The sequence below is a fragment of the Serratia sp. CY43202 genome, from assembly GCF_052168755.1.
GTDB lineage: Bacteria > Pseudomonadota > Gammaproteobacteria > Enterobacterales > Enterobacteriaceae > Serratia > Serratia bockelmannii.
On the sequence record NZ_JBJNMB010000007.1, the window covers coordinates 40,892 to 67,454 of the forward strand.

At 62.5% G+C, this 26,563-nt stretch carries 24 protein-coding genes; 12 read left to right on the forward strand and 12 right to left on the reverse strand.

From position 1 onward, the window contains the following. The 3 genes from zitB to ACJ8J5_RS15520 are packed head-to-tail and all read right to left on the reverse strand — an operon-like array spanning nucleotide 1 to nucleotide 4,765. On the reverse strand, nucleotides 1-963 hold the full coding sequence (zitB, locus tag ACJ8J5_RS15510) for a CDF family zinc transporter ZitB (RefSeq protein WP_025301890.1): 963 nt from the start codon (nucleotides 961-963) through the stop codon (nucleotides 1-3). Continuing rightward, nucleotides 963-4,163: an ATP-binding protein gene (locus ACJ8J5_RS15515; RefSeq protein ID WP_414105071.1), complete on the reverse strand. Its 3,201-nt coding sequence runs from the start codon at nucleotides 4,161-4,163 to the stop codon at nucleotides 963-965. The genes zitB and ACJ8J5_RS15515 overlap by 1 nt, the downstream gene beginning before the upstream one ends. After that, nucleotides 4,160-4,765: a response regulator transcription factor gene (locus tag ACJ8J5_RS15520; protein WP_089180635.1), complete on the reverse strand. Its 606-nt coding sequence runs from the start codon at nucleotides 4,763-4,765 to the stop codon at nucleotides 4,160-4,162. The genes ACJ8J5_RS15515 and ACJ8J5_RS15520 overlap by 4 nt, the downstream gene beginning before the upstream one ends. Nucleotides 4,766-4,977: 212 nt before the next feature. Between ACJ8J5_RS15520 and aroG the strand changes: the two genes are divergently transcribed. The 3 genes from aroG to ACJ8J5_RS15535 all read left to right on the forward strand — a co-directional run bounded on the left by aroG (nucleotide 4,978) and on the right by ACJ8J5_RS15535 (nucleotide 8,529). Further along, on the forward strand, nucleotides 4,978-6,030 hold the full coding sequence (aroG, locus tag ACJ8J5_RS15525; protein ID WP_025301893.1) for a 3-deoxy-7-phosphoheptulonate synthase AroG: 1,053 nt from the start codon (nucleotides 4,978-4,980) through the stop codon (nucleotides 6,028-6,030). A gap of 257 nt (nucleotides 6,031-6,287) precedes the next feature. Then, nucleotides 6,288-7,478 carry a YjgN family protein gene (locus tag ACJ8J5_RS15530; protein ID WP_025301894.1) on the forward strand — a complete coding sequence of 397 codons (1,191 nt, stop codon included), beginning with the start codon at nucleotides 6,288-6,290 and terminating at the stop codon, nucleotides 7,476-7,478. A gap of 7 nt (nucleotides 7,479-7,485) precedes the next feature. Then, nucleotides 7,486-8,529, forward strand: coding sequence for a M48 family metallopeptidase (locus ACJ8J5_RS15535; protein ID WP_173889690.1), 1,044 nt, complete (start codon nucleotides 7,486-7,488; stop codon nucleotides 8,527-8,529). A gap of 49 nt (nucleotides 8,530-8,578) precedes the next feature. Here the strand turns inward: ACJ8J5_RS15535 and gpmA are convergent, their stop codons facing one another. From gpmA to modE, 9 genes are all read right to left on the reverse strand, one after another. Next, entirely contained in the window at nucleotides 8,579-9,331 is a 753-nt protein-coding gene (gpmA, locus tag ACJ8J5_RS15540; protein ID WP_016928714.1) for a 2,3-diphosphoglycerate-dependent phosphoglycerate mutase, read from the reverse strand. A gap of 215 nt (nucleotides 9,332-9,546) precedes the next feature. Further along, nucleotides 9,547-9,894: a PsiF family protein gene (locus ACJ8J5_RS15545; protein ID WP_025301896.1), complete on the reverse strand. Its 348-nt coding sequence runs from the start codon at nucleotides 9,892-9,894 to the stop codon at nucleotides 9,547-9,549. Between the two features lie 197 nt (nucleotides 9,895-10,091). Further along, nucleotides 10,092-11,135 (reverse strand): galactose-1-epimerase, encoded by a 1,044-nt coding sequence (gene galM / locus ACJ8J5_RS15550; RefSeq protein WP_414105072.1) that lies wholly within the window; start codon nucleotides 11,133-11,135, stop codon nucleotides 10,092-10,094. Next, nucleotides 11,129-12,280 (reverse strand): galactokinase, encoded by a 1,152-nt coding sequence (gene galK / locus ACJ8J5_RS15555; protein WP_197825026.1) that lies wholly within the window; start codon nucleotides 12,278-12,280, stop codon nucleotides 11,129-11,131. Before galK ends, galM begins: the two co-directional genes overlap by 7 nt. Continuing rightward, on the reverse strand, nucleotides 12,277-13,329 hold the full coding sequence (gene galT / locus ACJ8J5_RS15560) for a galactose-1-phosphate uridylyltransferase (RefSeq protein WP_060432606.1): 1,053 nt from the start codon (nucleotides 13,327-13,329) through the stop codon (nucleotides 12,277-12,279). The genes galK and galT overlap by 4 nt, the downstream gene beginning before the upstream one ends. A gap of 283 nt (nucleotides 13,330-13,612) precedes the next feature. Then, the gene (locus ACJ8J5_RS15565) at nucleotides 13,613-14,431 is read right to left on the reverse strand and encodes a CPBP family intramembrane glutamic endopeptidase (protein WP_265536169.1); all 819 of its coding nucleotides are present in this window, start codon (nucleotides 14,429-14,431) and stop codon (nucleotides 13,613-13,615) included. 167 nt (nucleotides 14,432-14,598) lie between these two features. Continuing rightward, on the reverse strand, nucleotides 14,599-15,171 hold the full coding sequence (locus ACJ8J5_RS15570; RefSeq protein WP_265536168.1) for a cysteine hydrolase family protein: 573 nt from the start codon (nucleotides 15,169-15,171) through the stop codon (nucleotides 14,599-14,601). A 95-nt stretch (nucleotides 15,172-15,266) separates the two neighbouring features. Then, entirely contained in the window at nucleotides 15,267-16,754 is a 1,488-nt protein-coding gene (modF, locus tag ACJ8J5_RS15575; RefSeq protein ID WP_043137183.1) for a molybdate ABC transporter ATP-binding protein ModF, read from the reverse strand. A gap of 90 nt (nucleotides 16,755-16,844) precedes the next feature. Continuing rightward, entirely contained in the window at nucleotides 16,845-17,636 is a 792-nt protein-coding gene (gene modE / locus ACJ8J5_RS15580) for a molybdenum-dependent transcriptional regulator (RefSeq protein ID WP_197780747.1), read from the reverse strand. A 188-nt stretch (nucleotides 17,637-17,824) separates the two neighbouring features. Here modE and ACJ8J5_RS15585 point away from each other — a divergent pair, with 188 nt between their 5' ends. The 9 genes from ACJ8J5_RS15585 (at nucleotide 17,825) to modC (ending at nucleotide 26,538) form a co-directional block, all read left to right on the forward strand. Continuing rightward, nucleotides 17,825-19,987, forward strand: a complete 2,163-nt coding sequence (locus tag ACJ8J5_RS15585) for a TonB-dependent receptor (RefSeq protein ID WP_414105073.1) — start codon at nucleotides 17,825-17,827, stop codon at nucleotides 19,985-19,987. Nucleotides 19,988-19,991: 4 nt separating this feature from the next. Next, nucleotides 19,992-20,987 (forward strand): ABC transporter substrate-binding protein, encoded by a 996-nt coding sequence (locus ACJ8J5_RS15590; protein ID WP_141997483.1) that lies wholly within the window; start codon nucleotides 19,992-19,994, stop codon nucleotides 20,985-20,987. Nucleotide 20,988: 1 nt separating this feature from the next. Next, entirely contained in the window at nucleotides 20,989-21,744 is a 756-nt protein-coding gene (locus tag ACJ8J5_RS15595; protein WP_049208977.1) for a class I SAM-dependent methyltransferase, read from the forward strand. 1 nt (nucleotide 21,745) lies between these two features. After that, complete coding sequence (locus tag ACJ8J5_RS15600; RefSeq protein ID WP_147822915.1) at nucleotides 21,746-22,771, forward strand: FecCD family ABC transporter permease; 1,026 nt, start codon at nucleotides 21,746-21,748, stop codon at nucleotides 22,769-22,771. Further along, nucleotides 22,768-23,556 (forward strand): ABC transporter ATP-binding protein, encoded by a 789-nt coding sequence (locus tag ACJ8J5_RS15605; RefSeq protein ID WP_049203781.1) that lies wholly within the window; start codon nucleotides 22,768-22,770, stop codon nucleotides 23,554-23,556. The genes ACJ8J5_RS15600 and ACJ8J5_RS15605 overlap by 4 nt, the downstream gene beginning before the upstream one ends. Nucleotides 23,557-23,702: 146 nt before the next feature. Then, a complete protein-coding gene (locus ACJ8J5_RS15610) occupies nucleotides 23,703-23,852 on the forward strand; it encodes an AcrZ family multidrug efflux pump-associated protein (RefSeq protein WP_004939813.1) in 150 nt (49 codons plus the stop codon). Between the two features lie 158 nt (nucleotides 23,853-24,010). Further along, the gene (gene modA, locus ACJ8J5_RS15615; protein WP_197835363.1) at nucleotides 24,011-24,784 is read left to right on the forward strand and encodes a molybdate ABC transporter substrate-binding protein; all 774 of its coding nucleotides are present in this window, start codon (nucleotides 24,011-24,013) and stop codon (nucleotides 24,782-24,784) included. Beyond that, nucleotides 24,781-25,470, forward strand: a complete 690-nt coding sequence (gene modB / locus ACJ8J5_RS15620) for a molybdate ABC transporter permease subunit (protein ID WP_015377003.1) — start codon at nucleotides 24,781-24,783, stop codon at nucleotides 25,468-25,470. Before modA ends, modB begins: the two co-directional genes overlap by 4 nt. Further along, nucleotides 25,471-26,538: a molybdenum ABC transporter ATP-binding protein ModC gene (gene modC, locus ACJ8J5_RS15625; protein ID WP_414104893.1), complete on the forward strand. Its 1,068-nt coding sequence runs from the start codon at nucleotides 25,471-25,473 to the stop codon at nucleotides 26,536-26,538. The last annotated feature ends 25 nt before the right edge of the window (nucleotides 26,539-26,563 follow it).

Genomic DNA, 26,563 nt, shown 5'->3' on the forward strand with positions numbered 1-26,563 from the left:
TTAGTGGCGATGTCCCAGATGGGAATGCGCTTCGGCATGTGAGTGTTCACTCGGCTCCGGCGCCCGGTTGATACCGCAGTCCGGCGTCTCGCAGTGCTGGTACTCCATCTGAATGGTCACGTGGCCAATTTTGTAGTGTTCCAACAGATAAGCCTGAATGCGTTGCAACAGCCCATCGTGGTCATGCGGCGGGATCACCTGCGCATGCAGCGTCATCAGCTTCTGGTCGCCAATCTGCCAGACGTGTACGTGGTGGATGTTGCGCACTTCCGGGATATTCAGGCACAGGTCTTTTTGCAGCTTGGCGATGTCGACCTCCTGCGGCGTGCCTTCCAGCAGCTCGTGGAAGCTCTCCTTCAGCAGCCGCCAGGCGCTGCGCAGTACCAGGCAGGAGACCAGCACCGACAGGATCGGGTCAATCGGCGTCCAGCCGGTGGCGAGAATGACGATGGCGGCGACGATGGCGCCCACCGAGCCGAGCAGGTCGCCCAACACATGCAGCGCGGCCGCCCTCACGTTGATATTTTTCTCTTCGCTGCCGCGATGCAGCAGCCAGAAGGCGAACAGGTTCGCCAGCAGCCCCGCTATGGCGATGATCAGCATCGGAGTACCCATCACCGGCTGTGGTTCGAAGAAACGCCGTATCGCCTCCCACAGGATGAATACCACGATCACCAGCAGCGCCGCGGCGTTGAGGAAGGCCGCCAGGGTGGTCAGGCGCAGATAGCCGAAGGTGTGGCGCGCGTTGGGCTTGCGCTGGGAAAAGTGCACCGCCATCAGCGCCACCAACAGCGCGGCGGCATCGGTCAGCATGTGCCCGGCATCGGCTAACAGCGCCAGCGAGCCGGACAACAGGCCGCCGACCACCTCGGCCACCATAAAGACCGCGGTGACTAAAAAAGCGGTCAGTAGGCGTTTACTATTACTGTCTTTCGGCAGGTGTACGTGTGGAGTGTCCGACATTATTCATCCTTATGCATAGCGAAAGAGGGGGCGGCGGCGAGCAGAGCGTCCAGCTCCGGTTCTATCTGCGCCACTAACGCCTTTAATTTAGTATAAGCGGCGGCGGCAAGCTCGCCCCGACGTGCGGTATCCACCAGCTGCTGGCACAGCTGCGCGGCTTCCGGCAGCTGCAGCATCAGCAGGCTGCCCTTGATGCGGTGCGCCGCCTGCTCCAGGCGCGGCCAGTCGTGCGCGTCGACGGCGTCCGCGAGCCGCTGCCGGTCTTGCCGCAGCGTATTGCCGAGCGTCTGCGCCAGCCGCTGCAGCATGGCGCGATCGCCACCCGCCATTTCGGCCAGCGTTTGCCGCAGGTCAGTAAGGACTGACTTTTCTTCCTGAGCCTGCGGCTGTTGAGCCAATACCTGGCCGATCGCCGCCAGTGAAATCGGTTTGGTCAGGAAGTGGTCGATCGCCACCAGCCCCGGCGGGATGCGGGTAAACTCCTGCACGTCTGCCGAGCAGAGCACGATGCGGCAAGGCGGGCGCTGCAGCCGCTGTTCGTCGCGTCGGATCAGTCTGGCCAGCGTCAGGCCGTCCGGGCGCGGCATGTTATAGTCGATAAACAGCAGATCGAACGGCTGTCGGCGCTGGGCCTTCAGCAGCGCATAGCCTTGTTCGAAGCGGGCCGGCTGTAATCCGAAGTGGCGCAGCTGGCGTTCCATCAGCAACAGATTGGTGGGATGATCGTCGATCAGCGCGGTACGTAAGGCGGAAGACGGCAGATCAAAAGTGCGCTCTGCCGGGGCGACAGCCGGCAGCGCGCCGCTCAGCTCGACCGGTATCGCGACCTTGACACGGGTACCGACGCCCGGCTGCGAGTGCAGTTCGATACGGCCGCCCATCTGTTCGACGATTTCTTTGCAGATCGACAGCCCCAAACCGGTGCCCTGCACCGAGATGCGTTGCGCGCCGCGCGCACGGTAAAACGGTTGGAACAACTTGCCTATTTCATCGGCGGCGATGCCGCAGCCGCTGTCGTTTACCGTTAACTGCAACTCTCCCTGCCGTTCATCCTGCGCGCGCCAGCCGACCTCGACCTGAATAGCGCCGCGTGGCGTGAACTTTATCGCGTTGTTTATCAAGTTATTAGCCACCTGAAGTAAACGCTCACCATCAATAATCACCGCCTCCGGCAGCGCCGGATCCGCCACTACGCTCAGCGTCAACGGCCGTTCGCCGATCAGCGGCCGGTAGAGGGCGTCGATGCGCGCGACCCAGGGGCGCAGCGCCACCGGTTTCGGCGCCAGCGTCAGCGAACCGGTTTCCAGCCGAGCGTGATCCTGCAGGTCGTTGAGCAGGTTGAGCAGCGAAGAGGCCGAGCTGTATATCACCGGCAGGCCTTCCTGCGCGGGTTGGCGTTTGAGCTCCAGTTCCAGCAGGCCGAGGATGGCGTGCATCGGCGTGCGCAACTCGTGGCTGACGGTGGCGAGGAATTTGCTCTTCATGCGGTTTTCCGCTTCGGCGCGGCGGCGCGCCTGCTCGAGCTCTTCGCGTTCGCGTTTTTCACGGCGCTGCAGCATGAAACGGCGCAGCGTCAGCGCCAACAGCAGCACGGTGGCGGCGGCCAGCAGCGCCAGCAGCCAGGTAGTCTGCGGTGGCATGCGGTTATCGTTCACCGCATCGATCAGGTTGCTGCGATCGACGATCCACTCGTCGCGCAGCGATTGCAGGGTGTCCGCCGGGATCTGCATCAGGTTCTTATCGAGGATTGCCAGTAGCAGCGTCTGATCGCGACGCACGCCGAAGGCCACCGGATAGGGGATATTGTTGGCGGCGAAGGCCAGTTTGATGGCGCCGGAATAGCGCGACAGCGCCAAAAAGTTGGCGGAAATGACGTTATCCACCAGCGCATCCAACTGGCCGTTGGCCAGCGCGTCGTACATCGACTTGCTGTCGGCGAAGCTGACGGTCTGCTCCTGTTCCGGTACCAGCCCCCGCGCCAAATCGCCCTGCAGCACGCCGATGCGCTTACCGGCCAAATCGCTCCAGGTTGAGATGCCGTTGGCGTATTGGCCGACGTAAACGCCCCATAGCGAACGGTGGATCGGCATGCTGGCACCGTAGCGCGCCTTGACGCCGCGCGCCAGCGGCAGGGCGGCGCGGAAGCTGGCCTGGCCGGACTGCACCAGCTCATCGGCCTGCTCGGCGTTGCGCGCCCACAGTGGCGCGAAACGCAGTCCGGTGTTTTGCGCGATGATGTTGAGAATGTCGATGGCGTAGCCACGCGGCTGGCCGTCGGAGCCGCGGTAGGCGAACGGGAAGTTGTTCTCGATGGCGGCGTAGTAAACCACGCGGTGGCTCGCCACCCAGTTTTTCTCCATCGCCGTCAGATCGGCATTGCCGGTGTCGAGGTAGCTGGGGATCTTTTTGCTCCAGCGGCTCTGCAGGGCATTCATCAGCTCCATCGGCGCGTCGGCGATGGCGGTGTCCAGCGTGTCTATCAGGCGCGGATCGGCGGCGGCGAACACGAAGGAGAGGTTGCCCAGGTTCTCGTTGCTTTCAATCTGATAGAGCTGGCCGAGCTGCAGCTGGTCGATGATAAAGCTGGCGCTGGCCTCGTCGGCGATAAAGTAGTCGCTGCTGCCGTTGAGCAGCGAATAGACCGCCTGCAGGTTGTTGTCGTAGCGCTGGATCTGCGATGCCACCGCCTGCAGGGCGCCGCCGGACTGCATGTCGGTCAGCGCGCCGATCGCGACGCGGGCGTTGGCGGAATTGAGCATCACCGGCCGATCGTTGCTGCGATCGCGCAATACGCGCAGATTGCTGACGTAGTAGGGCTGAGAGATCTCCAGCCCGTGCAGCGCTTCACTCTGCGGGATGCCGTACAGCAGATCGACCTTGCCGTCGTGCAGCGCCTGCTCCAGCTGCGTCAGGTCGGCGAAGCCGTAAATGGCGAAGCGGATGCCGGTCACCTGCTGAATATAGCCGAGGTAGTCGGCGTTCAGCCCATACAGATCGTCGTCCACGATGATGTTGTATGGGCTGGTGTTCTCACTGATGATGCCGACGCGCAGCGTGCGATCGCGCCAGGGATTTTTCTCGCCGACGATCAGCATGTTCTCGGGGGTATTCAGGTTGCTGACCAACTGATAGCGCACCGGCTCCGCCGCCTGCGCCAGGCCGCACCACAGGATCAGCAGCAGCAGGGCGCGGCGCATCATGGCGCCAGCTCTTTAAACACCGCCACCAGCTCCAGCAGGTTGCCGGCGCCGGTTTTACGCTGGATGTTTTTTTTGTGCGTGCTGACGGTCTTGTTGCTGATGTGCAGCCGGTCGGCGATCTGCAGGTTGGACAGCCCCTGGCTCAGCAAGCCCAGCACCTCGAGCTCCTTGGGGGTGAGCTGCCCGCCGTCCGCCGTCGGTGGCTCTTCGGCCAGCGCGGCGGCGGGGAAGCGGGTTTCACCGTCCAGCACCTGCTCGATCGCCTGCACCAACTCCGCCAGCGAGCTGCCTTTATTGACGAAACCGTCGGCGCCGGCGGCATGCGCCATGCGCGCATAGACATCGGCTTCCTGCGCGGTATAGATCAGGATTTTTTGTTGCGGATAGCGGCGGCGGATTTTTTTCAACAGCTGCAGCCCGTCGGCCTGCGGCAGGCCGATATCCAGGATCACCAGGCCAAAAGCGGCCTCGGCCAGCAGGGCCAGCGCCTGTACGTCATCCTGTGCCGCCTGCAGGTGGTAGGGACGGGATGATTTCATTAGCGCCGCTTCCAGTGCGACATGAACCACCGGGTGGTCATCAACTAATAGCAGAGAGGGCATGTTCAACTCGGGTCACTTTATATTCTGATCGCTAGCATAGCGAAAAAGGAGGCTCTGCGCTCGCCAGATGAAACAGCACAATCTGCTGTTAATTTGGCGGTTCCAGCGGTGGGGGGCAAAGGTGATTTACAGCGCCATTCTCACAGGCTAGATTGTTGGGATCTACACCGTTACGCACTGCGAAATACCCCACGATACCGAATGGAAAAGCTATGAATTACCAAAACGACGATTTACGCATTAATGATATTAAGGAACTCCTGCCGCCGGTGGCTTTGCTGGAGAAATTCCCGGCCACTGAACGCGCGGCAAAGACGGTGTCCCAGGCCCGCAGCGCAATTCACAATATCCTCCGCGGCAGCGACGATCGCCTGCTGGTGGTGATTGGCCCTTGCTCCATCCATGATACCCAAGCCGCCAAAGAGTACGCGGGGCGCCTGCTGGCGCTGCGTGAAGAACTGAGCGGCGAGCTGGAAGTGGTGATGCGCGTGTACTTCGAAAAACCGCGCACCACCGTGGGCTGGAAAGGCCTGATCAACGATCCGCAAATGGACAACAGCTTCAACATCAACGACGGCCTGCGCCTGGCGCGCAAGCTGCTGGTGGAGATCAACGACAGCGGCCTGCCGGCCGCCGGCGAATTCCTCGACATGATCACGCCGCAGTACCTGGCGGATCTGATGAGCTGGGGCGCCATCGGCGCGCGCACCACGGAATCGCAGGTGCACCGTGAGCTGGCTTCCGGCCTTTCTTGCCCGGTCGGCTTCAAGAACGGCACCGACGGCACCATCAAGGTGGCGATCGACGCTATCAACGCCGCCGGCGCGCCGCACTGCTTCCTCTCGGTGACTAAATGGGGCCACTCGGCGATTGTTAACACCAGCGGCAACGGCGACTGCCACATTATCCTGCGCGGCGGCAAAGAGCCGAACTACAGCGCGGCGCACGTGAAGGACGTCAAAGCCGGTCTGAGCAAAGCCGGGCTGCCGGCGCAGGTGATGATCGACTTCAGCCATGCCAACAGCAGCAAACAGTTCAAAAAGCAGATGGACGTGAGCGCCGATGTTTGCGGGCAAATTGGCGGCGGTGAAAAAGCGATTATCGGCGTGATGATCGAAAGCCATCTGGTGGAAGGCAACCAGAGCCTCGAAAGCGGCGAACCGCTGGTTTACGGCAAGAGCGTCACCGACGGCTGCATCGGCTGGCAGGATACCGAAACCGTGCTGCGCGATCTGGCGGCGGCGGTGAAAGCGCGCCGCGGTTAATCGCGTAAAGAAGGGCTCGCCAGCGGGCCCTTTTCTATTTATCTTAAATTTTTATATCTCCTGTCAATTTAAGGCCTACAGTCAATAGGCTTATTAAATCATTAAGCGACCGTCTTCGCATTATTCCTATTTAATAAAAGAATAATTGTCACCGCTCTCGGCATTGTGCTTATATAAGACGCTTTTTTATTCCACAAACTCCGCATGACGAATAAGCGGGGAGTGGTATGACCTATTCCTTTCAGGACGAAAGAATTATGACAAGTAATACCTCGCAGCCGCTGGGGCTGCACCGGATTAAATTCCATGGGAAAGGTGGTGAGTACTTCGCTATTTGGTTAGTCAACGCGTTATTGACGGCTCTGACCCTGGGCATCTATTCCGCCTGGGCGACGGTGCGTCGTCGTCGCTATTTTTACGGCAACACGGAATTGGACGGCGATCGTTTCGATTATCATGCACAACCGCTGCAAATTCTGAAAGGGCGGCTGTTGGTGATCGGCGGCATCATCGTGTTTTATATCTTGCTGGCGATAACGCCTCTGCTGGGGCTGCTGGCTTTGCTGGTGTTGCTTGCCCTGTTGCCGTGGATCGTTATCCGCAGCTGGCGTTACAATGCGATTATGTCGAGCTATCGCGGCGTGCGTTTTAATTATGTCTGCCGCACCGGGCGCGCCTATTGGGCTTTACTGTTCTGCCCGTTATTGCTGATTATCGGGCTGTATGTCGGTCTGATCGTCTTGCTCGGCATTGGCAGCGGTCTTGGCAGCATCAACGCTATTGCTTTTATGCTGGTGCTGACGCTGATTTTGGCCGTGCCGGCATTTGCGGCGGTAAACGGCATTATTAGCGCACTGCAGCATGACTTGTACGTTAATAACCTGTTTTTCGGGAAGACACCGTTTATTGCCGAACTGAAGAAATCGGCCTTTATCAAATTTGCCTTGGTTGGCCTGCTCATATTCCTGCCGTTCATGTTGGTCGCGCTGGTGTGCATCGGTTCGTTCTTCCTTACCCTCTATCAGATGGTGTTGATGGGCATGTTGACCAATGAAGCCATTGATGTGCTGGTGCTGGACAATATCAGCAGCCTGCTGCTGATGATGGTGGTGCTGCTGATCGGCGCCCTGGTGGCCAGCAGTTACCAGGTTGTCGCCCAACGCAACTACCTGTTTAACCAGGCAAGGCTGAACGGCGACATCAAGCTGCATTCCTCAATGAAAACGATGCCGTACATGGGATTGTTGATCACCAATACCCTGATTACCCTGTTCTCGCTCGGTTTGGCGGCGCCGGTGGCGGAAGTGCGCCATGCCCGTTATCTGGCGGCCTGCACGGCGGTTGAAGGCGATTTGGCGCTGCTGAACATTACTGCGCATCAGGAAACTGCCAACAGCGCGGTGGCCGAAGAAGCGGTGCAGGCGCTGGATCTGGGCGGCAGCTTCTGAGGCGCCGATGATCCTTGAAGGCGCTTATCAATTGCCGGGGCGGGCCGCACGTGAGGCGGCCCGTTTACTGGTGAACGAAAGCGGCGAAGGCGTGACGCTGCAGCGGCAGGATGAACAGCGTTACATCCCGCTGGCGGACATCACCGTTTCTGCCGCGCTGGGCAATATTCCGCTGACGCTCACCTTTAGCGACGGTGCGCGCTTTGTGCCGGATGACGATGCGGCCTTTCGCCGCTGGTTCTATCAGCGTCGTTCGCCGGGGTGGGTACATCGGCTGGAACGCCATAAACGCGGCGTTGCCCTGGCGCTGCTGATGACGCTGCTGGCGGTAGTGGCTTACGTTTACGTGGTGCTGCCGTGGGCGAGCAGCGAGATCGCCATGCGCATCCCCACCTCGGTGGAACAGACGCTGGGCGAGCATACACAGACGTTTTTGGACCAGAGCGGCTTCGCGCCCTCCGCACTCCCGGCCGAGCGGCAGCAGGCGTTGCAACAGCTGTTCCGGCAGGTGATGCCGCCTGAGATGCGCCAGGAGCGCACGCCGCTGTCGCTGAAGTTGATGGCGGTGCCCGGTGCGCCGAACGCCTTTATGTTGCCAGACGGCACGCTGGTGCTCAGCGATGAGCTGGTCACTTTGTCGAAAAACGACGATGGCTTGGCGGCGGTGATGCTGCACGAAATGGGGCATCACGCTTATCGTCATCCGATGCGCATGCTGGTGCGTTCGTCACTGGTGGCGTTGACGCTGATGTGGATGACGGGTGACGTCAGCGGCATCGGCGACACGTTGCTGCAGTCCGCGTCCTTCGTGAATGAGATGCAGTTTTCTCGCGGGATGGAGCGTGAGGCCGATGCGTTTGCGATAGCGGAAATGCAGCGCCAGGGGCGTTCGCTGGCGGAAATGGCGGCGATCTATCGCGCGTTGGCGCAGGCGCCTGAACGAGAAAAGACCGATGACTGGGCGCTGCCTGCCTGGCTCAGCACCCATCCGGCGATGCAGGAACGGCTGGACGCGGTGAACGAGGCGATGGCGCAGCAGCCGCGACAGTAATAAAAAAGCCCCCGGTGAAAACCGGGGGCTTTTTCGTTAACGGGCGAAATTACTTCGCTTTACCCTGGTTCGCCACGGCGGCCGCTTTTGCAGCGATTTCGTCGGCGTTACCCAGGTAGTAACGTTTGGTTGGCTTGAAGTTCTCATCGAACTCATACACCAACGGCACGCCGGTTGGGATGTTCAGTTCGAGGATTTCGTCTTCGCTCAGGTTATCCAGGTATTTCACCAGCGCGCGCAGCGAGTTGCCGTGTGCTGCAACGATCACGCGTTCGCCGCTCTTGATGCGTGGCAGGATCTCTTCGTCCCAGTAAGGGATAACGCGATCGATGGTCAGCGCCAGGCTCTCGGTCAGCGGCAGCTCTTGCTCGCTCAGCGAGGCGTAGCGCGGATCGTGGCCAGGGTAACGTTCGTCTTCTTTGGTCAGCTCCGGCGGGGTCACCGCGAAGCCGCGACGCCATTGTTTCACCTGCTCGTCGCCGTATTTTTCAGCGGTTTCGGCTTTGTTCAGACCCTGCAGCGCGCCGTAGTGACGTTCGTTCAGCTTCCAGGATTTTTCGGTTGGCAACCAGGCCTGATCCAGCTCGTCGAGGATGTTCCACAGGGTGTGGATCGCGCGCTTCAGTACGGAGGTGTAAGCGAAGTCGAAAGTGAAACCTTCTTCTTTCAACAGCTTGCCTGCTGCTTTCGCTTCGGTGCGGCCCTTGTCGGACAGATCAACATCATACCAACCGGTGAAGCGGTTTTCTTGGTTCCACTGGCTTTCGCCGTGACGCACCAGAACCAGCTTAGTTACAGCCATAGCTTAACTCCTTAATAATCTGACATTTCAATGATAACGAAAATCATTATATTGCCGCGGGCCGGGGCTCGGCAATCGATAGTGTCTAACCATAGCCAATTTCTTGCCGCAAAGTAAGGGCTGGCGAAAGGAAAAAGCTGAATCGTTCAGGCTGGCGCTGTGAGGGGGAAACGGCGCGCCGAAATCGCTCCGGGCGCGCCGTGGCGTGGGGGAAATCAGGCCGATTTTTTCAGGCAGTTGCTCATGAAGGTTTTACGCGCGTCGCCCTTCAGATCCTTGGTCTTGGCGTCGGCGTTGCAGCTTTTCATTTTCTGCTGCTGCGGCGTCAGGGTTTTGCCCGCCGCGGCGGAGCCTTCGGATTTCAGACAGGTGCTCATGAAGGTGGAGCGATCGGCGCCTTTCAGCGATTTGGTGGATGCCTGCTGGTTGCAATCGGTCATGCGTTTCTGTTGGGCGGCCTGCGCCGGAGAAGGCGTTTTCGTCGCCGTCGTCGCGTCGGCCGCCATCAGATTGGTGCTCAGCATTAAGCCCGCCAGCAATGGAAGTGCAGTAATCAGACGCATAGGTGTTCCTTCAGCTATTGATTGGCCGCCATCGGCCGAAAATGGTGACGTTGCACAAGGCGTTGTGCTTATCACGGTAGCCTGAGTGTAGTGCGCGCTTTGGAATAAGGGAAGGTGGGCGCCGGTAGGGGGATAGCGCTAAAAGGTAAGCATTTATAACAAATTGCCCCCGGCCGCACGGCGAGGGGCGTAGCGGGTCAGATAGGATAAAACTGATAATGCGTGGCGCTGCGGTAGCGACTCCCCGGTTGCAGCCAGCAGTCCGGCTGCGGCCACTCGGGATGGTGCGGGCTGTCCGGCAAAAACTCGCTCTCCAGCGCCACGCCGGCATGGTTGGCGTAGCTGCCGCCATCGCGCGCCGGCGTGCCGGCCAGAAAATTGCCGCTGTAGAGTTGCAGTGCAGGCGCGTCGGTGAACACGCTCATTTGCACCTGGCCGTCGGCGGACCACAAATGGGCTGCCGGGCTCTCCAGCGCGCCGCAGGTGCGGTGCAGCAAGAATGCGTGATCGTAGCCTTTTACCCGCTGCTGGTCGCGATCGCGCAGGAAATCCTGCAGCAGCGTTTTCGGCTGACGAAAATCCATGCCGCTGTCGTCCACCGGCGTCAGATCGGCGCAGGGAAGGCCCTCGGCGTCGACGGGCAGATAGCGATCGGCGAACAGCTGCAGCCGTTGGGCGCGGGCGTCGGTGCCGGCGCCGTCCAGATTGAAATAGGCGTGGTTGGTCAGGTTGACCGGGCAGGGGCGATCGACCTGTGCCAGATAGCTGATTTCCAAACGATTATCCGGGGTCAGACGGTAGCAGACCTGCACGTCGAGATTGCCGGGGAAACCCTGATCGCCCTCCGCCGAGTGCAGCGCATAGCAGACCTGTTGCGCATCCTGCTGGACCCGGCGCCAGCGGCGGGCATGAAAACCGTCGGGGCCGCCGTGCAGCTGGTGGACGCCCTGATTGGCGGCCAGCGCATGGGGAGTCCCATCGATGGGCAGGCTGGCGTTGGCGATGCGGTTGGCGTAACGGCCGACGGTGGCGCCCAGATAGGCGCCCTGGCGCGGGTAGTCTGCCGGGCTGCGGCAGCCGAGCAGCAGTTCGCGTTTTTCACCGGATTTGAGCGGCAAGACGGCGGACAGCCAGGTGGCGCCCCAGTCCATCAGCGTCACCGTCATGCCGGCGGCGTTTTGCAGCTGCGTCAGCTGATAAGGCTCCCCATCGGGCGCCGCTGCCGTGTTCATCGTCAGCATGTACCGGCCCCCTGCGAAGCCTGGCAGACATAGAACGTTTCCTGTAATCCGCCGGTTTGCCGCGGATACTCGTGCGCCACGGCGGCACGCACCGTCTCCACGAGATCCTGTGGCATCAGCGCGACGATGCAACCGCCAAAGCCGCCGCCGGTCATGCGCACGCCACCGCGCGAGCCGATCGTCGCTTTGACAATCTCGACCAACCGATCGATTGGCGCCACGGTGATTTCGAAGTCGTCACGCATCGAGGCGTGGGACTCCGCCATCAGCCGGCCCATGCGTTGCAGATCGCCGGCCGCCAGCGCATCGGCCGCCGCCAGCGTGCGGGTATTCTCGCTGATGACATGGCGCGCGCGTTTGGCCACCAACGGATCCAACTGATGTTGACGTGCTTCAAACTGTTCCGGGCTGACGTCACGCAGCGCCTTGACGCCGAAGAACCGAGCCGCTTCTTCACACTGTTTGCGGCGGGTGTTGTACTCGCTGTCCACCAGCCCGCGCTGCACATTGGAGTTGATGATCACTACCGCGACGCTGTCCGGCATCGGCACCGCACGGGTCTCCAGCGAGCGGCAGTCGATCAGCAGAGCGCTGTCGCGCCGGCCGAGCGCGGAGATCAGCTGGTCCATGATGCCGCAGTTGCAGCCGACGAACTGGTTTTCCGCCTCCTGGCCGTTCAGCGCCAGCGCCACGCCGTCCAGCGGCAGCTGATAGAGCGCCTGCAGCGCCTGGCCTACCGCCACTTCCAGCGCGGCGGAGGAGCTGAGCCCCGCGCCCTGCGGCACATTGCCGGCGATCACCAGATCCGCGCCGCCGAAATCGGGGTTGCGTCGCTGAAGATGTTTCACCACGCCGCGCACATAGTCGGACCAGCGCTGATCGGGGTGGTTGACGATCGGCTCGTCGAGCGAGAATTGATCCTGCTGATTCTGATAATCGGCGGCCAGTACGCGGATCTGGCGGTCGTCGCGCTTGGCGCAGGCGATGACGGTTTGGTAATCGATGGCGCAGGGCAACACGAAGCCGTCGTTGTAATCGGTATGCTCGCCGATCAAATTCACCCGCCCCGGCGCCTGGATGGTCAACGCCGGCGCGTAGCCGAAGTGTTCGGTAAACAGGGAATGGGTAAGCGGTTTCAGGCTCATGCTTGGGCTCCGGCTTCACGGTAATGAATATCGCTGACGGCGCGCAAACGCTCTGCGGCCTGTTCGGCGGTCAGATCGCGCTGGGTTTCCGCCAGCATCTCGTAACCGACCATAAATTTACGCACGCTGGCTGAACGCAGCAGCGGCGGATAGAAATGGGCGTGCAGCTGCCAGTGTCGGTTGTCGGCGCCGTTGAACGGCGCGCCGTGCCATCCCATCGAATAGGGGAAAGAACACTGGAACAGGTTGTCGTAGCGGCTGGTCAGCTTCTTCAGCGCCAGCGCCAGATCGCGGCTCTGCGCCGCGCTGAGATCGGTGATGCGCTGCACCGCCGTTTTCGGCAGCAGCAGCGTTTCAAACGGCCAGGCGGCCCAGTAGGGCACCACCGCCAGCCAGTGTTCGGTGTTCACCACGATGCGTTCGCCTGCGGCCAGCTCGCGCTGCGCATAATCCAGCAGCAGCGGGGAGGCATGTTCCCGGAAATAGTCGTGTTGCAGGCGATCTTCGCGCTCGGCCTCGTTTGGCAGAAAACTGTTGGCCCAGACCTGCCCGTGCGGGTGCGGGTTGGAGCAGCCCATCGCCGCGCCTTTGTTTTCGAACAATTGCACCCAGGGGTAGTGCTTGCCCAGCTCCTCGGTTTGCGCCTGCCAGGTGGTGACCACCTGCTCCAGCGCCGGCAGCGTCAGTTCGGGCAGAGTCTTGCTGTGATCGGGAGAGAAGCAGATCACCCGGCTGACGCCGCGCGCGCTCTGGCTGCGCATCAGCGGATCGTGGCTGTCGGGCGCCGGCGGCGTATCGCTCATCAGTGCGGCGAAATCGTTGGTAAAGACATAGGTGCCGCGATATTCCGGATTGCGATCGCCGGTGACGCGCGCGTTGCCCGGGCACAGGAAACAGTCGGGATCGTGCGCCGGCAGCGTTTCCGTGGGGACAGTCTCCTGCTGGCCCTGCCAGGGGCGCTTGGCGCGGTGCGGTGAGACCAGCACCCACTGGCCGCTCAGCGGGTTAAAGCGGCGGTGCGGATGGTCGATAGGGTTAAATTCCGTCATACGGTTCCTTATTGGCGTCGACAAGGGTGTAATCGCTTCCAATTACCGTTTTAATACGCCCGTTGCTGAACAGGGAGAAGTCATTGCGCAAAAAGATAGCACGCTCGCGACGGTAAAAAGGTGATCTAACGCGAAAAATGGAATCGTTTACACTTCATTGAAAAGCACTGGACGGGCGGAGAAAAGCAGGGGGCGGCATGATTGAGGTCATACGGTGAGGTGCTAGTGATAGCGTTTTCACCCGACCAGCCGGCAGAAAGGGGCTCTCTGCCGGCGTCAGCCGTTAAGAATGCTGATACAGCGGGTAGGTGAAGAACAGCAGATGGGTCAGATTAAGCCCGAAATGGAACAGAATCGGCACCCACAGACGGCCGCTCCACATCCACGCCAGGCCGTAGATCACCCCGGCGAGGGTTGCGAAGATCACCATCAGCATACCGCCCGCCAAATGTGCGGCGCCGAACACCAGGGAGGCGACGATCAGCGCCGGCCAGGCGCCTAGCCACTGGCTGAGGCGCTGTTGCAGGTAGCCGCGAAACAGCGCTTCCTCGGCCATGCAGACGAAGAACAGGTTCGCCATCACGAAAGGCAGGATCCAGGCGGGCGCATGCAGCTCGATTTTTAAGCCGCCCAGCGCTACGGCCAGCAGCAACAGCGCCGGCACGGCCAGCAGCAGCGCAATCCAGCCCGCTCTGCCGGCGTTGCCGTCGCGTTCGGCGGAAAACAGCGTGGGCAAGCAGGCGAACAGCAGGAAGGGCACCATCGCCTTATCGAAGTTGTAATACATGGTGAACGGCGCGCTGAGCGGGCCGGCTCTTTCGCCGTCGATCATCAGCTGGTTGTGGATGCCCGGCACCAGATGCAAGAACAGCGCCACGCAGCCGGCGACCACCAACCCTTCGAGCACGATCGCCAGATTGCGCTGCGCGCGAAAATGGTGACGCAGCCCCGCTAGCGCTACGATCGCCAGCATATAACTCAGGCTGAGCGGCGTCAGTACCCCATGATAAAGCCCCATACCCGCCGAGGCGGCCAGGATCACCCAGGCTATCAGCCGGTTAAACGGCAAGAAAAATAACGAAGCAGCCAGTACGCCCCACATAATATGTCCCTTTAAAATATGTACACGGCGCTCAGCGCCTTTGCGGCGTGCGATGATGGCGAAATTGAGCGCTAGAGCGGATAGTAGCACACCAGGATGACGCTAAAGGTCGGGGCAGTGATGCATTCGTGCATGATGCCGGCCCACACGATCGGCGGCGATGCGGGTCAGCCTTTCATCCATGCCTGCGAACGGGTGATTTCGGCCAGGTTTTGCAGGGTATCCAGACTCTGCTGGTGGATCTCCTGCGTAGGGGCTGCGCACAGATCGTGCAGTACGGTCACCTGAAAGCCGGCGTCGTGCGCCTGACGCGCGGTGCTCTCGATGGCGAGCGGCGTGCTGACGCCCGCCAGCAGCAGATGATGGCACCGATGCTGCCGCAGCCAGGCTAACAAATTGTTACCGGAGAAGGCGCTGACCGCCGTTTTTTCAAACAGCAGATCGCTCTCTTCCTGATGCAGGTCGGGCATCCAGCGGCAGCCCGGGCTGTTAAGCCGCAGCGCGCCTATCTGTTTCAAATGGTTGAACAGCGGCGAGTGGGGGGGAATATCATGATAATCGTCGGCGAATCCCACCCGCACCCAAATCACCGGGATTTTTCGCACCCGGGCGTAGGCCGCGGCGGCATTGACGTTGGCGAGCAGGTGGGTCGCCACCACCTGTTCGCGGCAGTGGTTGGCGCGCCCTTTGAGCCCGATCAGATCCTCGATCAGGTCGATGATAATCAACGCAGCGGACATGGCGTCTCCAGAAAATGGCCTTCTTTCTTTCTATGATAAAAGGCCAAATGTGATGTGCTGCGGTGAAGTGTTGCCGGATATGTTTACGCCGCGCTTCAGGCGGAGGCCGCCTCCAGCCGCTGGTGTTGATAGCCGTAGCCGCCCTCGCCGTCGGGCACGAAGCTGAGGCGGTGAGTGATGCACTGCGGCGCGTCTTCGGCATGGTGCGAAACGAACAGCAACTGGGTGGCGCCCTGGCCGATCAGCACGTCGATGAAGCGGCGCACCAGCTGGCGATTGAGCGGATCCAGCCCTTGCAGCGGTTCGTCGAGGATCAGCAGCGCCGGGTGTTTCACCAGCGCACGGGCGATCAGCGCCAGCCGCTGTTGGCCCCAGGAAAGGCTATGGAACGGGGCATCACCGCGCGCGCCGTCGAGCCCGAGCAGCGCCAGCCATTGCTCGGTCAGTTGCCGCTGACGATCCGAGACCGCCTGATAAATGCCGATCGAATCGAAGAACCCCGACAGCACCACGTTGCGCACGCTGGTGTTGACGCGATAATCCAGATGCAGACTGCTGCTGACGTAGCCGATATGGCGCTTGATCTCCCAGATGGTTTCCCCGCTGCCGCGACGGCGGCCGAACAGCGTCAGATCGTTGCTGTAGCCCTGTGGATGATCGCCGGTGATCAAGCTGAGCAGCGTGGATTTGCCGGCGCCGTTCGGGCCGATGATTTGCCAGTGCTCGCCGGGGTTAACCTGCCAGTTGAGGTGATTGAGGATCGGCCGATCGTTATAGCTGACCACGCCGTCGCGCAGGACGATCAGCGGCCGGTCCGTCGGCAGGGCTACTTTTTGCGTCGGATCCTCGGTTTCCGGCAGCGCCAGCCCGCTGAGGTTTTCGCTGTGCGCCAGCTGCGCCACCAGCGCGTCCGCCATCACCTGGCTGCGCGGCCCGCGGCTGGTCAGGGTGCAGTCCGCCAGCACGCCCACCTGCCGGACAAAATCCGGTATTTCGTCGAACCGGTTGAGCACCAGCACCACGGTCTGGCCCTGGGAGGAAAGCTCGCTCAGCAACGCGGCGAGCTGTGCGCGCGAGTGCACGTCCAGCCCGTCGAAGGGTTCGTCGAGGATCAGCAGGTCAGGCTCGGGCATCAGCGCCCGGCACAGCAGGGTCTTGCGCGTTTCGCCGGTGGAGAGGTATTTAAAGCGGCGGGTCAGCAGGGCGGTGATGCCGAACTGCGCGGCTAGCCGCTCACAGCGCGCGGCGTCTTTCACCTCTTCCTGAATGATCTCCGCCGCGGTGCGGCCGGTATCGTCCTCGTCCGCGCTGAGCAGGTCGGTGTTGTTGCGTTGCCACTCGTCGCTGACCATTTTTTGCAGCTGTTCGAAGGAGATGCGCACCGCATGCTGAAAGTCGCTGCGGCGTTCACCGCTCAGCAGAACCAGTTCGTCGGCCAGCGCGCGCGCCAGGGCGGATTTGCCGCTGCCGTTGGCGCCGACGAAGGCCCAGCTGTCGCCGGCCTGGATCGCCAGTGCATCCAGCGTCAGGGTACGGGTATCGCTTAAGCGGAATGAACCTTGCGAAATGTGCAACGACGACATCACCTGTTCCTTTTTTTGCAATTATTTGCCTTAGAAATAGGCGCATTGCACGGTGATGTCAATCAGCAAAAACGCAACATCACGTTGCGCTTAACACAACGTGGCGATAATCACGTGGTCGGCGTTGAACAGGGCGTGTACGGCGGTACCGACGCTCAGCTGCAGGCGCTGCAACTCCGCCGTCGTCAGGGTGGCGCACAGGGTTTCGCCCCCCGCCAGCGTCACCAGCACCTCGCTGTGTTCGGCCCCCGGCTGAATGCCGGCTACCACGCCCGCCAGCGCGTTATCCGCACCGGTATGCTCCCCCGTCTCGACGCTTAACCGCACCCAGGGCGCTTTGATCAGCGCCAGCACCTCTTTGCCGGGCGTCAGCTGCAGCCGGTCGGCGCTTTGCTGAGTGATGGCCGCCGTCAGGCGAGTGGTGCCGTCGTTCAACAAAATCGCCAGGTGCTGCTGCACCTGCTGATGATCGCGTTCGATCACGGTGCCGAAGAACTGATTGCGCGCGCTGGTTTGCAGCGAGAAGCGCGAGATGGCCGCCAGCAGGCTGTCGAGCGGCAGATCGTCCTGCTGCAACACGTCGAAGGCCTTTTGCTGCACCTGGCCCAGCAGGTCATACAGCTGGATCAGCCGTTGACCGTAGTGCGTCAGCTGCGCGCCGCCGCCGCCTTTGCCGCCGGTGGCGCGGTCCACCACCGTGTGTTCCGCCAGCTGGTTCATCTCATTGATGGCGTCCCAGGCGCTTTTGTAGCTGATGCCCGCCAGTTTGGCGCCCTGGCTGATGGAGCCAGTGTGCTGAACCTGTTTCAGCAGCGCGATGCGGCGCGGATCGGCGAACAGCTTTTGCTGGAGTTTGAGAGTCAGAAGAATTTCGGCCTGCATAGCGCATCCTGTCGGCGGCAAAAATCTTATTGTCGCCGATTTGGCGGCAAAGCGCCAAACGCCGTGCGTGGGAGAGTGGGGCAATAAAGACTGGTATTGCAATATTGTAATAATATAACATAACAGAAAAACAATAAGGCTTTACGCCGGCTGCGGCCGGTTTTTATTTCACCACAGGGATGCTCCACATGAGTACGACACGCCGGCGTCTTGGCACGCCCAAAAAACCTTTATGCCTTGCCGCCGCATGGATCGGCGGCGCACTGACAGCGCCGCTGGCTTTCGCCGCCGACTGCGATAAAGCCCGCAATGCCACGGGGTGTGAAGAACAGCTCACCGTGGAGGCGGCGGCCCCCGCCGGGCGTTACGATGCGTTGAACGCCGTGAGCCGCAGCGCTTCGCAGATCGGGCTGACCGCTCGGGAGACGCCGCGCAGCGTCGATATTATCAGCGCGCGGGCGATCCAACAGCGGGGCGATCGTTCGCTGGCCGCCGCCGTCGAGCACGCTACCGGTCTGTCCGGCGTCGCTTCGCCAACGTTGTCCAACAACTTTTCCGCACGCGGTTTTCGGCCGATCGCCTGGCTGTATAACGGCGTAGAGATGCCCGGCAGTACGCTGCAACTGGGCGATCCGGCGCATTACGACAGCATCGAGGTGCTGCGTGGGCCGGGGTCGGCCTTGAACGGGCTGAGCGCCGCAGGCGGCAGCGTCAACCTGATCTCGCGGCGGCCGACCTTCAACCGGCAGCCGTTCGAGCTCGATTATGGCCTCGGCAGCTACCGCAGCCAGCGTTTGCATCTGGGTGCCGGCGGCGCGCTGGTGGACGATGTGATGGCGTACCGGTTGGACGTCAGCGGCAACGACAGCGGCAGCAACGTGCAGTATGAACGCGATCGGCAGAAGCGGGTATCCGGCTCGCTGCTGTTTAAATTGACGGACGATGCGCTGCTGACGCTGAGCCTGGACCGCATGCTCAACCGCACCAACAACCCTTACTACGGCACGCCGCTGCTGAATGGGCGCATTGCCGGCGAGCTGCGCGACATCAATTACAACAACCTGACCGACAGCCGTATCCAGAGCAACGCCACCGCATTTCAGGCCAGTCTGGACTGGTTTATGACGCCCGAAGTGGAGTGGCATAACCAATTCTATTACTACAGCGGCTTTCGCGAATGGCGCAACGTCGAGCGTTTCCGCGTCGCGGCGGCGGCCCGGCCCGGCGACGTCAACCGCGACTCTTTCGGCGCTCTGGCGCACGACGACGATCTGATCGGCAACCGCAGTTCGCTGGTGTTCGATCGCGCTATCGCCGGTTTCGATAATCGGTTACTGGTCGGCTTCGATCTGAGCAAGCGGCATTTTCAGTACTACTCCAACGGTTTCCCCGGCTCCGAGGACGTGCCGCTCGGCGCGCCGCCCAGAGAGCCGTTCGCTCAGGGCACCGCCAGCCAGCGTGCGCCGGTGCGCCACGTCACTCAGAATCAGTACGCCGCCTTTCTTGAAGACCGCTTCAGCCTGACCGAGCGTTTAGTGCTGCTGGGCCAGCTGCGCTACAACCATATGAACATGGATTGGCGCTTCCAGGGGCCGCAGGAAGAGAGCCGCGCCCACACTTATGTTTTCAGCACCTGGAGCCTGGGCCCCAGCTATGCATTGACCGATAACCTCACGCTCTACGCCAACTACACCACCGGTCAGGAGCCGGGCAACGATCTGTTCTTCCTCAGCCCAACGCAGACCGATCTGCCGCTGACGCGAGCGCGCCAGTGGGAGGCCGGCGCCAAAGGGCAGTTCTGGGGGAACAAGGGCGAGGCGACGCTGGCGCTGTACGAACTGCGCAAGGACAACCTGTTTGTGCCCGACGCGCAGCGGCCGGATGCGTTGAACGCGGTAGGCAGGCAGACGTCGCGTGGCATCGAGCTTGGCGTGGTGCTGCGTCCCGACGATCGTTGGGAGCTGGCCGGCAATGCCGCCTACACGCACGCCCGCTACGACGACTATCGCGGCGGTAGCCCGCTGCGCAGCTACAACGGCAATCGCCCGGCCTATATCCCGGACTGGACCGCCAACCTCAGCGTGCATTATCAGGCGACGGCGCGCCTGGGGCTGGCTTCTTCGCTGCGCTACGTCGGCAGCAGTTATAACGACGACGCCAACCGGCGCAAGATGCGCGCGTACACCACGCTCGATCTGGCGGCGGATTATCAGCTGACGCCGATCGTCGATGTCGGTTTCCGCATTCGCAACGCCACCAACCAGCTGTACGCCTATCAGCGCACCTACCCGGATCAGGCGCTGATCGCGCCGCCGCGCAGCTATGAAACCTTCGTGTCGGTCAGGTTCTGACGGCGTGAAACGATCGCTTTGCCTGTTGTTGTGCGCCCTGGGGTTGGGCGGGGGCGTGCCGCTGCGTGCTGATAGCGTCAGCCTGCAAAATTGCGGGGTCACGCGCGATTACCCGCAGCCGCCGCAGCGGGTGCTGGTTTATGCCAATCCGGCGCTGGAAAACCTGCTGGCGCTGGGGCTGGCCGCCCGTGCAATCGGCGTGGTCGGGTATGACCGCATGCGCGATCCCGCGCCGACGGCGTCGGCCGATGCGCTGCGGGCGCCCACCAGCCCGGCGCCGCCCACGGCGGAAGCGTTGCTGCTGATGCGGCCGGATTTTGTCTATTCGGCCAGCTATTACTGGCTGCACAGCCCGGAAACGCCCGATCGGACGCGGCTGGCGGAATGGGGCATCGGCACTTACCTCTCTCCCGGCGCCTGCAGCGGCCAGCAAAGCGCGATCGCCGCTGCGCTGACGTTTGAAGACATCTTCACCGAGCTGCGGGAGCTGGCGCGCATTTTCAACGTCAGCCGCGGCGGTGAAGCGCCGATCGCGCGGCTACGTGGGCAACTCCAGGCGTTTGAGGCGCAGCGCGCGCCGCTGCCGCATTTACGTCTGCTGTGGTGGTATGCCGGCACGCAGACGCCCTACGTGGCCGGCTGCTGCGGCGCACCAGGTTTGCTGAGCCGCAGCGTCGGCAGCGAGAACCTGTTCGGCGATCGGCCTGAGCTGTGGCCGACGGTATCCTGGGAGGTTATCGCCGCCCGCGATCCGGATGCGATCGTGCTTGGCGATCTGCCGCGCGGCGGCTTCGGCGACAGCGCAGCGGACAAGATCGCCTTTCTGGAGCATCACCCGCTGACCGCGACGCTGCGCGCCGTGCGTCAGCGGCGCTACGTGATCCTCCCCGGTTACGACATGGACCCTTCCGCCCGCACCGTGGCGGCGCTGGGCCGTTTGATTCGGGGCCTGGCGGCCTTGCCGCCGCAGGCTGCGACTTTTTCCAACAAGGAACCTTGATATGACAGCCGTTTCATTATCTTCGCTGCTGGACTCCTGGGATCGCCAGCAGGCGGCCTACATCGCCGAGCGGGAAGCGCGTTTTAACGCCCAGCTGGAGGTGCTGGCGCTGGCCGCCGGCCAGGATTTTCACGTGGTGGATCTAGCCTGTGGTCCGGGCTCGCTGAGCCTGCGCATTTTGCAGCGCTTTCCGCAGGCCAGGGTAACCGCCATCGATCTCGATCCGTTGCTGCTGGCGGTGGCGCGCGGCGCACTGGCGGAGTATGGCGATCGGATCCGCATTCTGCAGGCCGATCTGGCGGATCCTGCCTGTTTTTCCGCGCTGTCCGGCCCCGCGCCGCAGGCGGCGGTGTCCAGCACGGCGCTGCACTGGCTGATGCCGGAGCAGCAACTGGCGCTGTACCGCAACGTCGCCGGGCTGTTGGCCGACGGCGGTGTATTCCTCAATGCCGATCATCAGCGCTATGACCACCGTCAGCCACGGCTGAAGGCGTTGGCCGAGCGGCACGATGAGCAGACCCAGCAACGCGCCTGGGACAACGGCGTCGAGGATTGGGATCGCTGGTTCGCCAGCGCGCTGCAATTGCCGGCGTTGGCCGCTTATCAGGCCGAGCGTGAGGCGCTGTTCGCCGGCCGCCCGGTGCCGCCGCCGACGCCGGTGGATTTCCAGCTCGCGGCCCTCAGGCAGGCCGGTTTCAGCGAGGCGGGGACGGTGTGGCAGCTGTTGGACGACTATGTGATCGCAGGCTGGAAATAGCATGAGCCGGCGGTTACTGCCCGGCCGTGAGGCCGGCTGGCTGCTGTTGCTGGCGGCGGCGCTGCCGATGGCCCTGCTGAGCGCCACCTTGTCGGGGCCTGCGCCGATCGCGTGGCACGACGCCTGGCGCATCGTATTCGGCGTCAGCGGCGGCGCGGCGACCGATGCCGAGGTGTATCAGCGCATCATCTGGTCGCTGCGGATGCCGCGCGCGCTGCTGGCGGCGGTGGCCGGTGCCGGGCTGGCGTTGGCGGGCACCGTGCTGCAGTCGCTGACCCGCAACCCGCTGGCCGATCCCTGGGTGCTGGGGATCTCCTCCGGCGCGGGCGTGGGGGCGGTGACGGTGCTGGTATTGGGGCTGGGGGGCGGCCTGCTGTCGGTGTCCGGCGGGGCGTTTAGCGGCGCGCTGGGGGCGTTTGCGCTGGTGATGTTGCTGGCCGGGCGTTCGCTGCAGGGGGAGTCCACGCTGTTTATTCTGGCCGGGGTGGCGGTGACGCAACTGCTCTCCGCACTGACTTCGCTGATCACCCTCTGGCAGGCAGACGCCAACGCCACGCGCGGCGTGATGTTCTGGCTGCTGGGATCGTTCAGCGACGCGCGCTGGCCACAGGTCGGGCTGTGCGGGCTGGCGCTGGCGGCGACGCTGCTGCTTTGCTGGCTGCGGGCGGGTGAGTTGGACGCGCTGGCGTTCGGCGGCGTGACCGCCGCTTCGCTGGGGGTGGCGGTGGCCCCGCTGAAGCTGCTGCTGTATGTGGCGACCACCGCGCTAACGGCGGCGATCGTCGCGTTCAGCGGCGCGGTGGGGTTTATCGGGTTGACGGTGCCGCACGTCGCCCGGCGGCTGGTCGGCTCGCGGCATCGTCAGCTGTTGCCGGCCAGCGCGCTGTGCGGCGCTTTGTTCGCCGTGGCGGCGGACACGCTGGCCAGAACGCTGTTTGCCCCGCGCGAACTGCCGGTCGGCGTGTTGACGGCGCTATTGGGAGTGCCGGTATTCCTGCTGTTGCTGTATCGGAAGGTCAATGCATGACGGTTGAAAAAACGCAATTCGGTCTGTGCGCCGAGGGGGTAAGTTGGCGAGTGGGCGCGCGCACGGTGCTGGAAAACCTCAGTTTCTGCGCCTTGCCCGGTGAGATCACCGGCGTGCTCGGCGTCAACGGCAGCGGTAAATCCACGCTGCTCAAGCTGCTGGCCGGGCTGCAGCCCGCCGGCGGCGGCCGCGTTTGGCTGGAAGGGCGCGAGATCGCCGCGTTTACCGGGCGGGAACGCGCCAGGCGCATCGCTTTTCTCGAGCAATCCGCCCCCGGCACCTTCGCGCTGCCGGTGAAGGAGGCGGTATTGTTGGGGCGTCTGGCCCATATCGGCCGCTGGCGCGGTTTTGGTACCGAGGATCGCCGCCTCGCCGGGCAGGCGATGGAGCAGGTGGGCATCAGCCACCTGGCCGATCGCGATTGGCAGCGGCTGTCCGGCGGTGAACAGCAGCGGGTGCACCTGGCGCGCGCGCTGGCGCAGCAAACGCCGTGGCTGCTGCTGGACGAACCCGCCAACCACCTGGATATCGCTCATCAGCAGCAGTTTATGGCATTGCTGCGGCGGCTGAAGCTCAGCGTGGTGGTGACGCTGCACGATCTGAATCTGGCGGCCTGTTATTGCGATCGGGTCGCGCTGCTGCAGCGGGGCGGGATCTGTGCGGCGGGCACGCCGCAGCAGGCGCTGACGCCGGAGCACATTCGCGCGGTATACGGGGTGGAGGCCCGGCTGGCGGCGCCCGAAGGCTATGCGCCGCCGCTGATCTATTACCCCGCGGCAGGATGAGATCGGTCAAAAGGGCACGTTTGGCCGATCACAATTTCGCCTCGCTGGCTAAAATAACTCCGGTTTTAGCGATTTTTTTGGGTTAGAATAACCCGATATGCGGTGAAAGGCATTTGCCGCTCAATGGGCAGTTAAGCGAGGCTATCATGTTGGAATTATTGAAAAGTCTGTTATTCGCCGTGGTGATGGTGCCGGTGGTCATGGCGCTCATTCTCGGTCTGATCTACGGTTTTGGCGAAGTGTTCAACGTCTTCTCCAAAGTGGGCCGTTCGAAAGAAAATCGCACCCAGCACTGACCGTTCCCTATCCCGATACCCGTCGGCATCGCCCGGCGGGCATTCCTCAAGTTATCTCACGCTTTGCCGATAAACCGCATGACAAGCTTTCGCGCCACGTTATATTATTTTTTATATAACGAAGAGTGATAATGCACGTTAACTTGCGGAGAAAAACAATGAAACAGCAATGGACCCAATGGGTTGGCGGGATCGTGTTGGCATCGGGCCTGGTGGCTCAGGCCTCGGCGGCGGAAAAGATCACCGTGTTCGCCGCCGCGTCGCTGACCAACGCGCTGCAGGACATCGCCACCCAATATCAAAAAGGCAAGGACGTGCAGGTGGTTTCCTCCTTCGCGTCGTCTTCTACGCTGGCGCGCCAAATTGAGCAGGGCGCCCCGGCCGATCTGTTTATCTCCGCCGATCAGCAGTGGATGGATTACGCCATCGACAAGCAGCAGATGGTGAAAGACACCCGTTACACGCTGCTGGGCAACGAGCTGGTGCTGATCGCCGCCAAGAGCGATAAACAAGACAAGATCGCCATCGACAAGCAGACCGACTGGGCCAAGTTGCTCAGCGGCGGCCGCCTGGCGGTGGGCGATCCGGATCACGTGCCGGCCGGCATCTACGCCAAAGAGGCGCTGGAGCATCTGGGCGCCTGGCGCACGCTGGAGCCGAAACTGGCGCGCGCCAACAACGTGCGCAGCGCGATGGCGCTGGTGGAGCGCGGTGAAGCGCCGCTCGGCATCGTCTACGGCTCCGACGCGGTCGCCAGCGACAAGGTGAAAGTGGTAGGCGTGTTCCCGGAAGACAGCCACAAACCGGTTGAATATCCGATGGCGATGGTGAAAGATCGTCAAAATCCGACGGTCAGCGCTTTCTATACCTATCTGAAGAGCCCGGAAGCGGCCGCTATTTTCGAACATTATGGATTCACCCCGCGTAAATGATTCTGAGTGAGTACGAGTGGCAGGCGGTTGAGCTGAGCCTGAAAGTCTCCGGTTTGGCGGTGGTCTGCAGCCTGCCGTTCGGCATTCTGATGGCCTGGGTGCTGGTGCGTTGCCGCTTTCCCGGCAAGGCGCTGCTGGACGGCGTCATTCACCTGCCCCTGGTGCTGCCGCCGGTGGTGGTCGGCTATTTGCTGCTGATCGCCATGGGGCGGCGCGGCGTCATCGGCGAGTGGCTGTACGACTGGTTCGGCTTCAGCTTCAGCTTTAGCTGGCGCGGCGCCGCGCTGGCATCGGCGGTGGTGGCGTTTCCGCTGATGGTGCGTGCCATCCGGCTGGCGCTGGAGGCGGTGGATACCCGGCTGGAGCAGGCGGCGCGCACGCTGGGCGCCAACCCGTGGCGGGTGTTTTTCACCATCACGCTGCCGCTGTCGCTGCCCGGCGTCATTGTCGGCGTGGTGCTGGCCTTTGCCCGTTCGCTGGGGGAGTTCGGCGCCACCATCACCTTTGTCTCCAACATTCCCGGTGAAACCCGCACCATTCCGCTGGCGATGTATACGCTGATCGAAACGCCGGGGGCGGAAGCCGCCGCCGCGCGTCTGTGCGTGATCGCCATCGTGCTGTCGCTGGCTTCCCTGATGGTGTCCGAATGGCTGGCCCGCTGGGGCCGCAAACGGATGGGGGTGTAAATGCTGGAGCTGGATTTCTCGCAGCAGCTGGGCGACCTTAATCTCAACGTCCGCGCCGATTTGCCGGCGCAGGGCATCACCGCGATTTTCGGCCTGTCCGGCGCGGGTAAAACTTCATTGATCAACGCCATCGGCGGCCTGACCCGTTTGCAACAGGGGCGTATCGCGCTCAATGGCCGCACGCTGGTGGATACCGTCGCGGGCCTCTGCCTGCCGCCGGAAAAGCGCCGTATCGGCTATGTATTTCAGGATGCGCGCCTGTTCCCGCATTATCGGGTGCGCGGCAACCTGCAGTACGGCATGGCGGCCGGCATGCGCGCGCAGTTCAATACTATTGTCGAGCTGTTGGGCATCGGGCCGCTGCTCAATCGGCTGCCGCTGACGCTCTCCGGCGGTGAAAAACAGCGGGTGGCGATCGGCCGCGCGCTGCTGACCGCGCCGGAACTGCTGCTGATGGACGAACCGCTGGCCTCGCTCGATCTGCCGCGCAAACGCGAGCTGCTGCCGTATCTGGAGCGGCTGGCGCAGGACGTCAACATCCCTATCCTCTACGTCAGCCACAGCCTGGACGAGATCCTGCGTCTGGCCGAGCAGGTGATGGTGCTGGATCGCGGCGAGGTGCGCGCGTTCGGCGGACTGGAAGCCGTCTGGGCCAGCAGCGCGCTGCGGCCGTGGCTGCAGCGTGAAGATCAGAGCAGCGTGCTGCGCGTCAGCGTGATTGAGCATCATCAACGCTATGCTATGACCGCGCTGGCGCTCGGCGATCAGCGGCTGTGGGTCAGCGGCATCGACGCCGAATTGGGCACCCAACTGCGCATTCGTATCAACGCCGCCGATGTCTCGCTGGTGCTGCAACCGCCGGTCAACAGCAGCATTCGCAACGTGTTGCCGGCCAAGGTCAGCGAGTGTCTGGAAGCGGGCGGGCAGGTGGAAGTGAAGCTGGCGGTCGGGGAACACGTGCTGTGGGCGCGCATCACGCCGTGGGCGCGAGACGAACTGGCGATCCGCCCCGGGCAGTGGCTGTACGCGCAGGTGAAGAGCGTGTCGATCAGCCGCGAGAGCCGCTAAGACAGGCCCTCCCGGCGGGAGGGCG

What these genes read in the sequence shown, in the direction of transcription:
- zitB (WP_025301890.1), bottom strand. Translation starts at nt 963, where the DNA reads ATGTCGGACACTCCACACGTACACCTGCCGAAAGACAGTAATAGTAAA.
- ACJ8J5_RS15515 (WP_414105071.1), bottom strand. Translation starts at nt 4,163, where the DNA reads ATGATGCGCCGCGCCCTGCTGCTGCTGATCCTGTGGTGCGGCCTGGCG.
- ACJ8J5_RS15520 (WP_089180635.1), bottom strand. Translation starts at nt 4,765, where the DNA reads ATGCCCTCTCTGCTATTAGTTGATGACCACCCGGTGGTTCATGTCGCA.
- aroG (WP_025301893.1), top strand. Translation starts at nt 4,978, where the DNA reads ATGAATTACCAAAACGACGATTTACGCATTAATGATATTAAGGAACTC.
- ACJ8J5_RS15530 (WP_025301894.1), top strand. Translation starts at nt 6,288, where the DNA reads ATGACAAGTAATACCTCGCAGCCGCTGGGGCTGCACCGGATTAAATTC.
- ACJ8J5_RS15535 (WP_173889690.1), top strand. Translation starts at nt 7,486, where the DNA reads ATGATCCTTGAAGGCGCTTATCAATTGCCGGGGCGGGCCGCACGTGAG.
- gpmA (WP_016928714.1), bottom strand. Translation starts at nt 9,331, where the DNA reads ATGGCTGTAACTAAGCTGGTTCTGGTGCGTCACGGCGAAAGCCAGTGG.
- ACJ8J5_RS15545 (WP_025301896.1), bottom strand. Translation starts at nt 9,894, where the DNA reads ATGCGTCTGATTACTGCACTTCCATTGCTGGCGGGCTTAATGCTGAGC.
- galM (WP_414105072.1), bottom strand. Translation starts at nt 11,135, where the DNA reads ATGCTGACGATGAACACGGCAGCGGCGCCCGATGGGGAGCCTTATCAG.
- galK (WP_197825026.1), bottom strand. Translation starts at nt 12,280, where the DNA reads ATGAGCCTGAAACCGCTTACCCATTCCCTGTTTACCGAACACTTCGGC.
- galT (WP_060432606.1), bottom strand. Translation starts at nt 13,329, where the DNA reads ATGACGGAATTTAACCCTATCGACCATCCGCACCGCCGCTTTAACCCG.
- ACJ8J5_RS15565 (WP_265536169.1), bottom strand. Translation starts at nt 14,431, where the DNA reads ATGTGGGGCGTACTGGCTGCTTCGTTATTTTTCTTGCCGTTTAACCGG.
- ACJ8J5_RS15570 (WP_265536168.1), bottom strand. Translation starts at nt 15,171, where the DNA reads ATGTCCGCTGCGTTGATTATCATCGACCTGATCGAGGATCTGATCGGG.
- modF (WP_043137183.1), bottom strand. Translation starts at nt 16,754, where the DNA reads ATGTCGTCGTTGCACATTTCGCAAGGTTCATTCCGCTTAAGCGATACC.
- modE (WP_197780747.1), bottom strand. Translation starts at nt 17,636, where the DNA reads ATGCAGGCCGAAATTCTTCTGACTCTCAAACTCCAGCAAAAGCTGTTC.
- ACJ8J5_RS15585 (WP_414105073.1), top strand. Translation starts at nt 17,825, where the DNA reads ATGAGTACGACACGCCGGCGTCTTGGCACGCCCAAAAAACCTTTATGC.
- ACJ8J5_RS15595 (WP_049208977.1), top strand. Translation starts at nt 20,989, where the DNA reads ATGACAGCCGTTTCATTATCTTCGCTGCTGGACTCCTGGGATCGCCAG.
- ACJ8J5_RS15600 (WP_147822915.1), top strand. Translation starts at nt 21,746, where the DNA reads ATGAGCCGGCGGTTACTGCCCGGCCGTGAGGCCGGCTGGCTGCTGTTG.
- ACJ8J5_RS15605 (WP_049203781.1), top strand. Translation starts at nt 22,768, where the DNA reads ATGACGGTTGAAAAAACGCAATTCGGTCTGTGCGCCGAGGGGGTAAGT.
- ACJ8J5_RS15610 (WP_004939813.1), top strand. Translation starts at nt 23,703, where the DNA reads ATGTTGGAATTATTGAAAAGTCTGTTATTCGCCGTGGTGATGGTGCCG.
- modA (WP_197835363.1), top strand. Translation starts at nt 24,011, where the DNA reads ATGAAACAGCAATGGACCCAATGGGTTGGCGGGATCGTGTTGGCATCG.
- modB (WP_015377003.1), top strand. Translation starts at nt 24,781, where the DNA reads ATGATTCTGAGTGAGTACGAGTGGCAGGCGGTTGAGCTGAGCCTGAAA.
- modC (WP_414104893.1), top strand. Translation starts at nt 25,471, where the DNA reads ATGCTGGAGCTGGATTTCTCGCAGCAGCTGGGCGACCTTAATCTCAAC.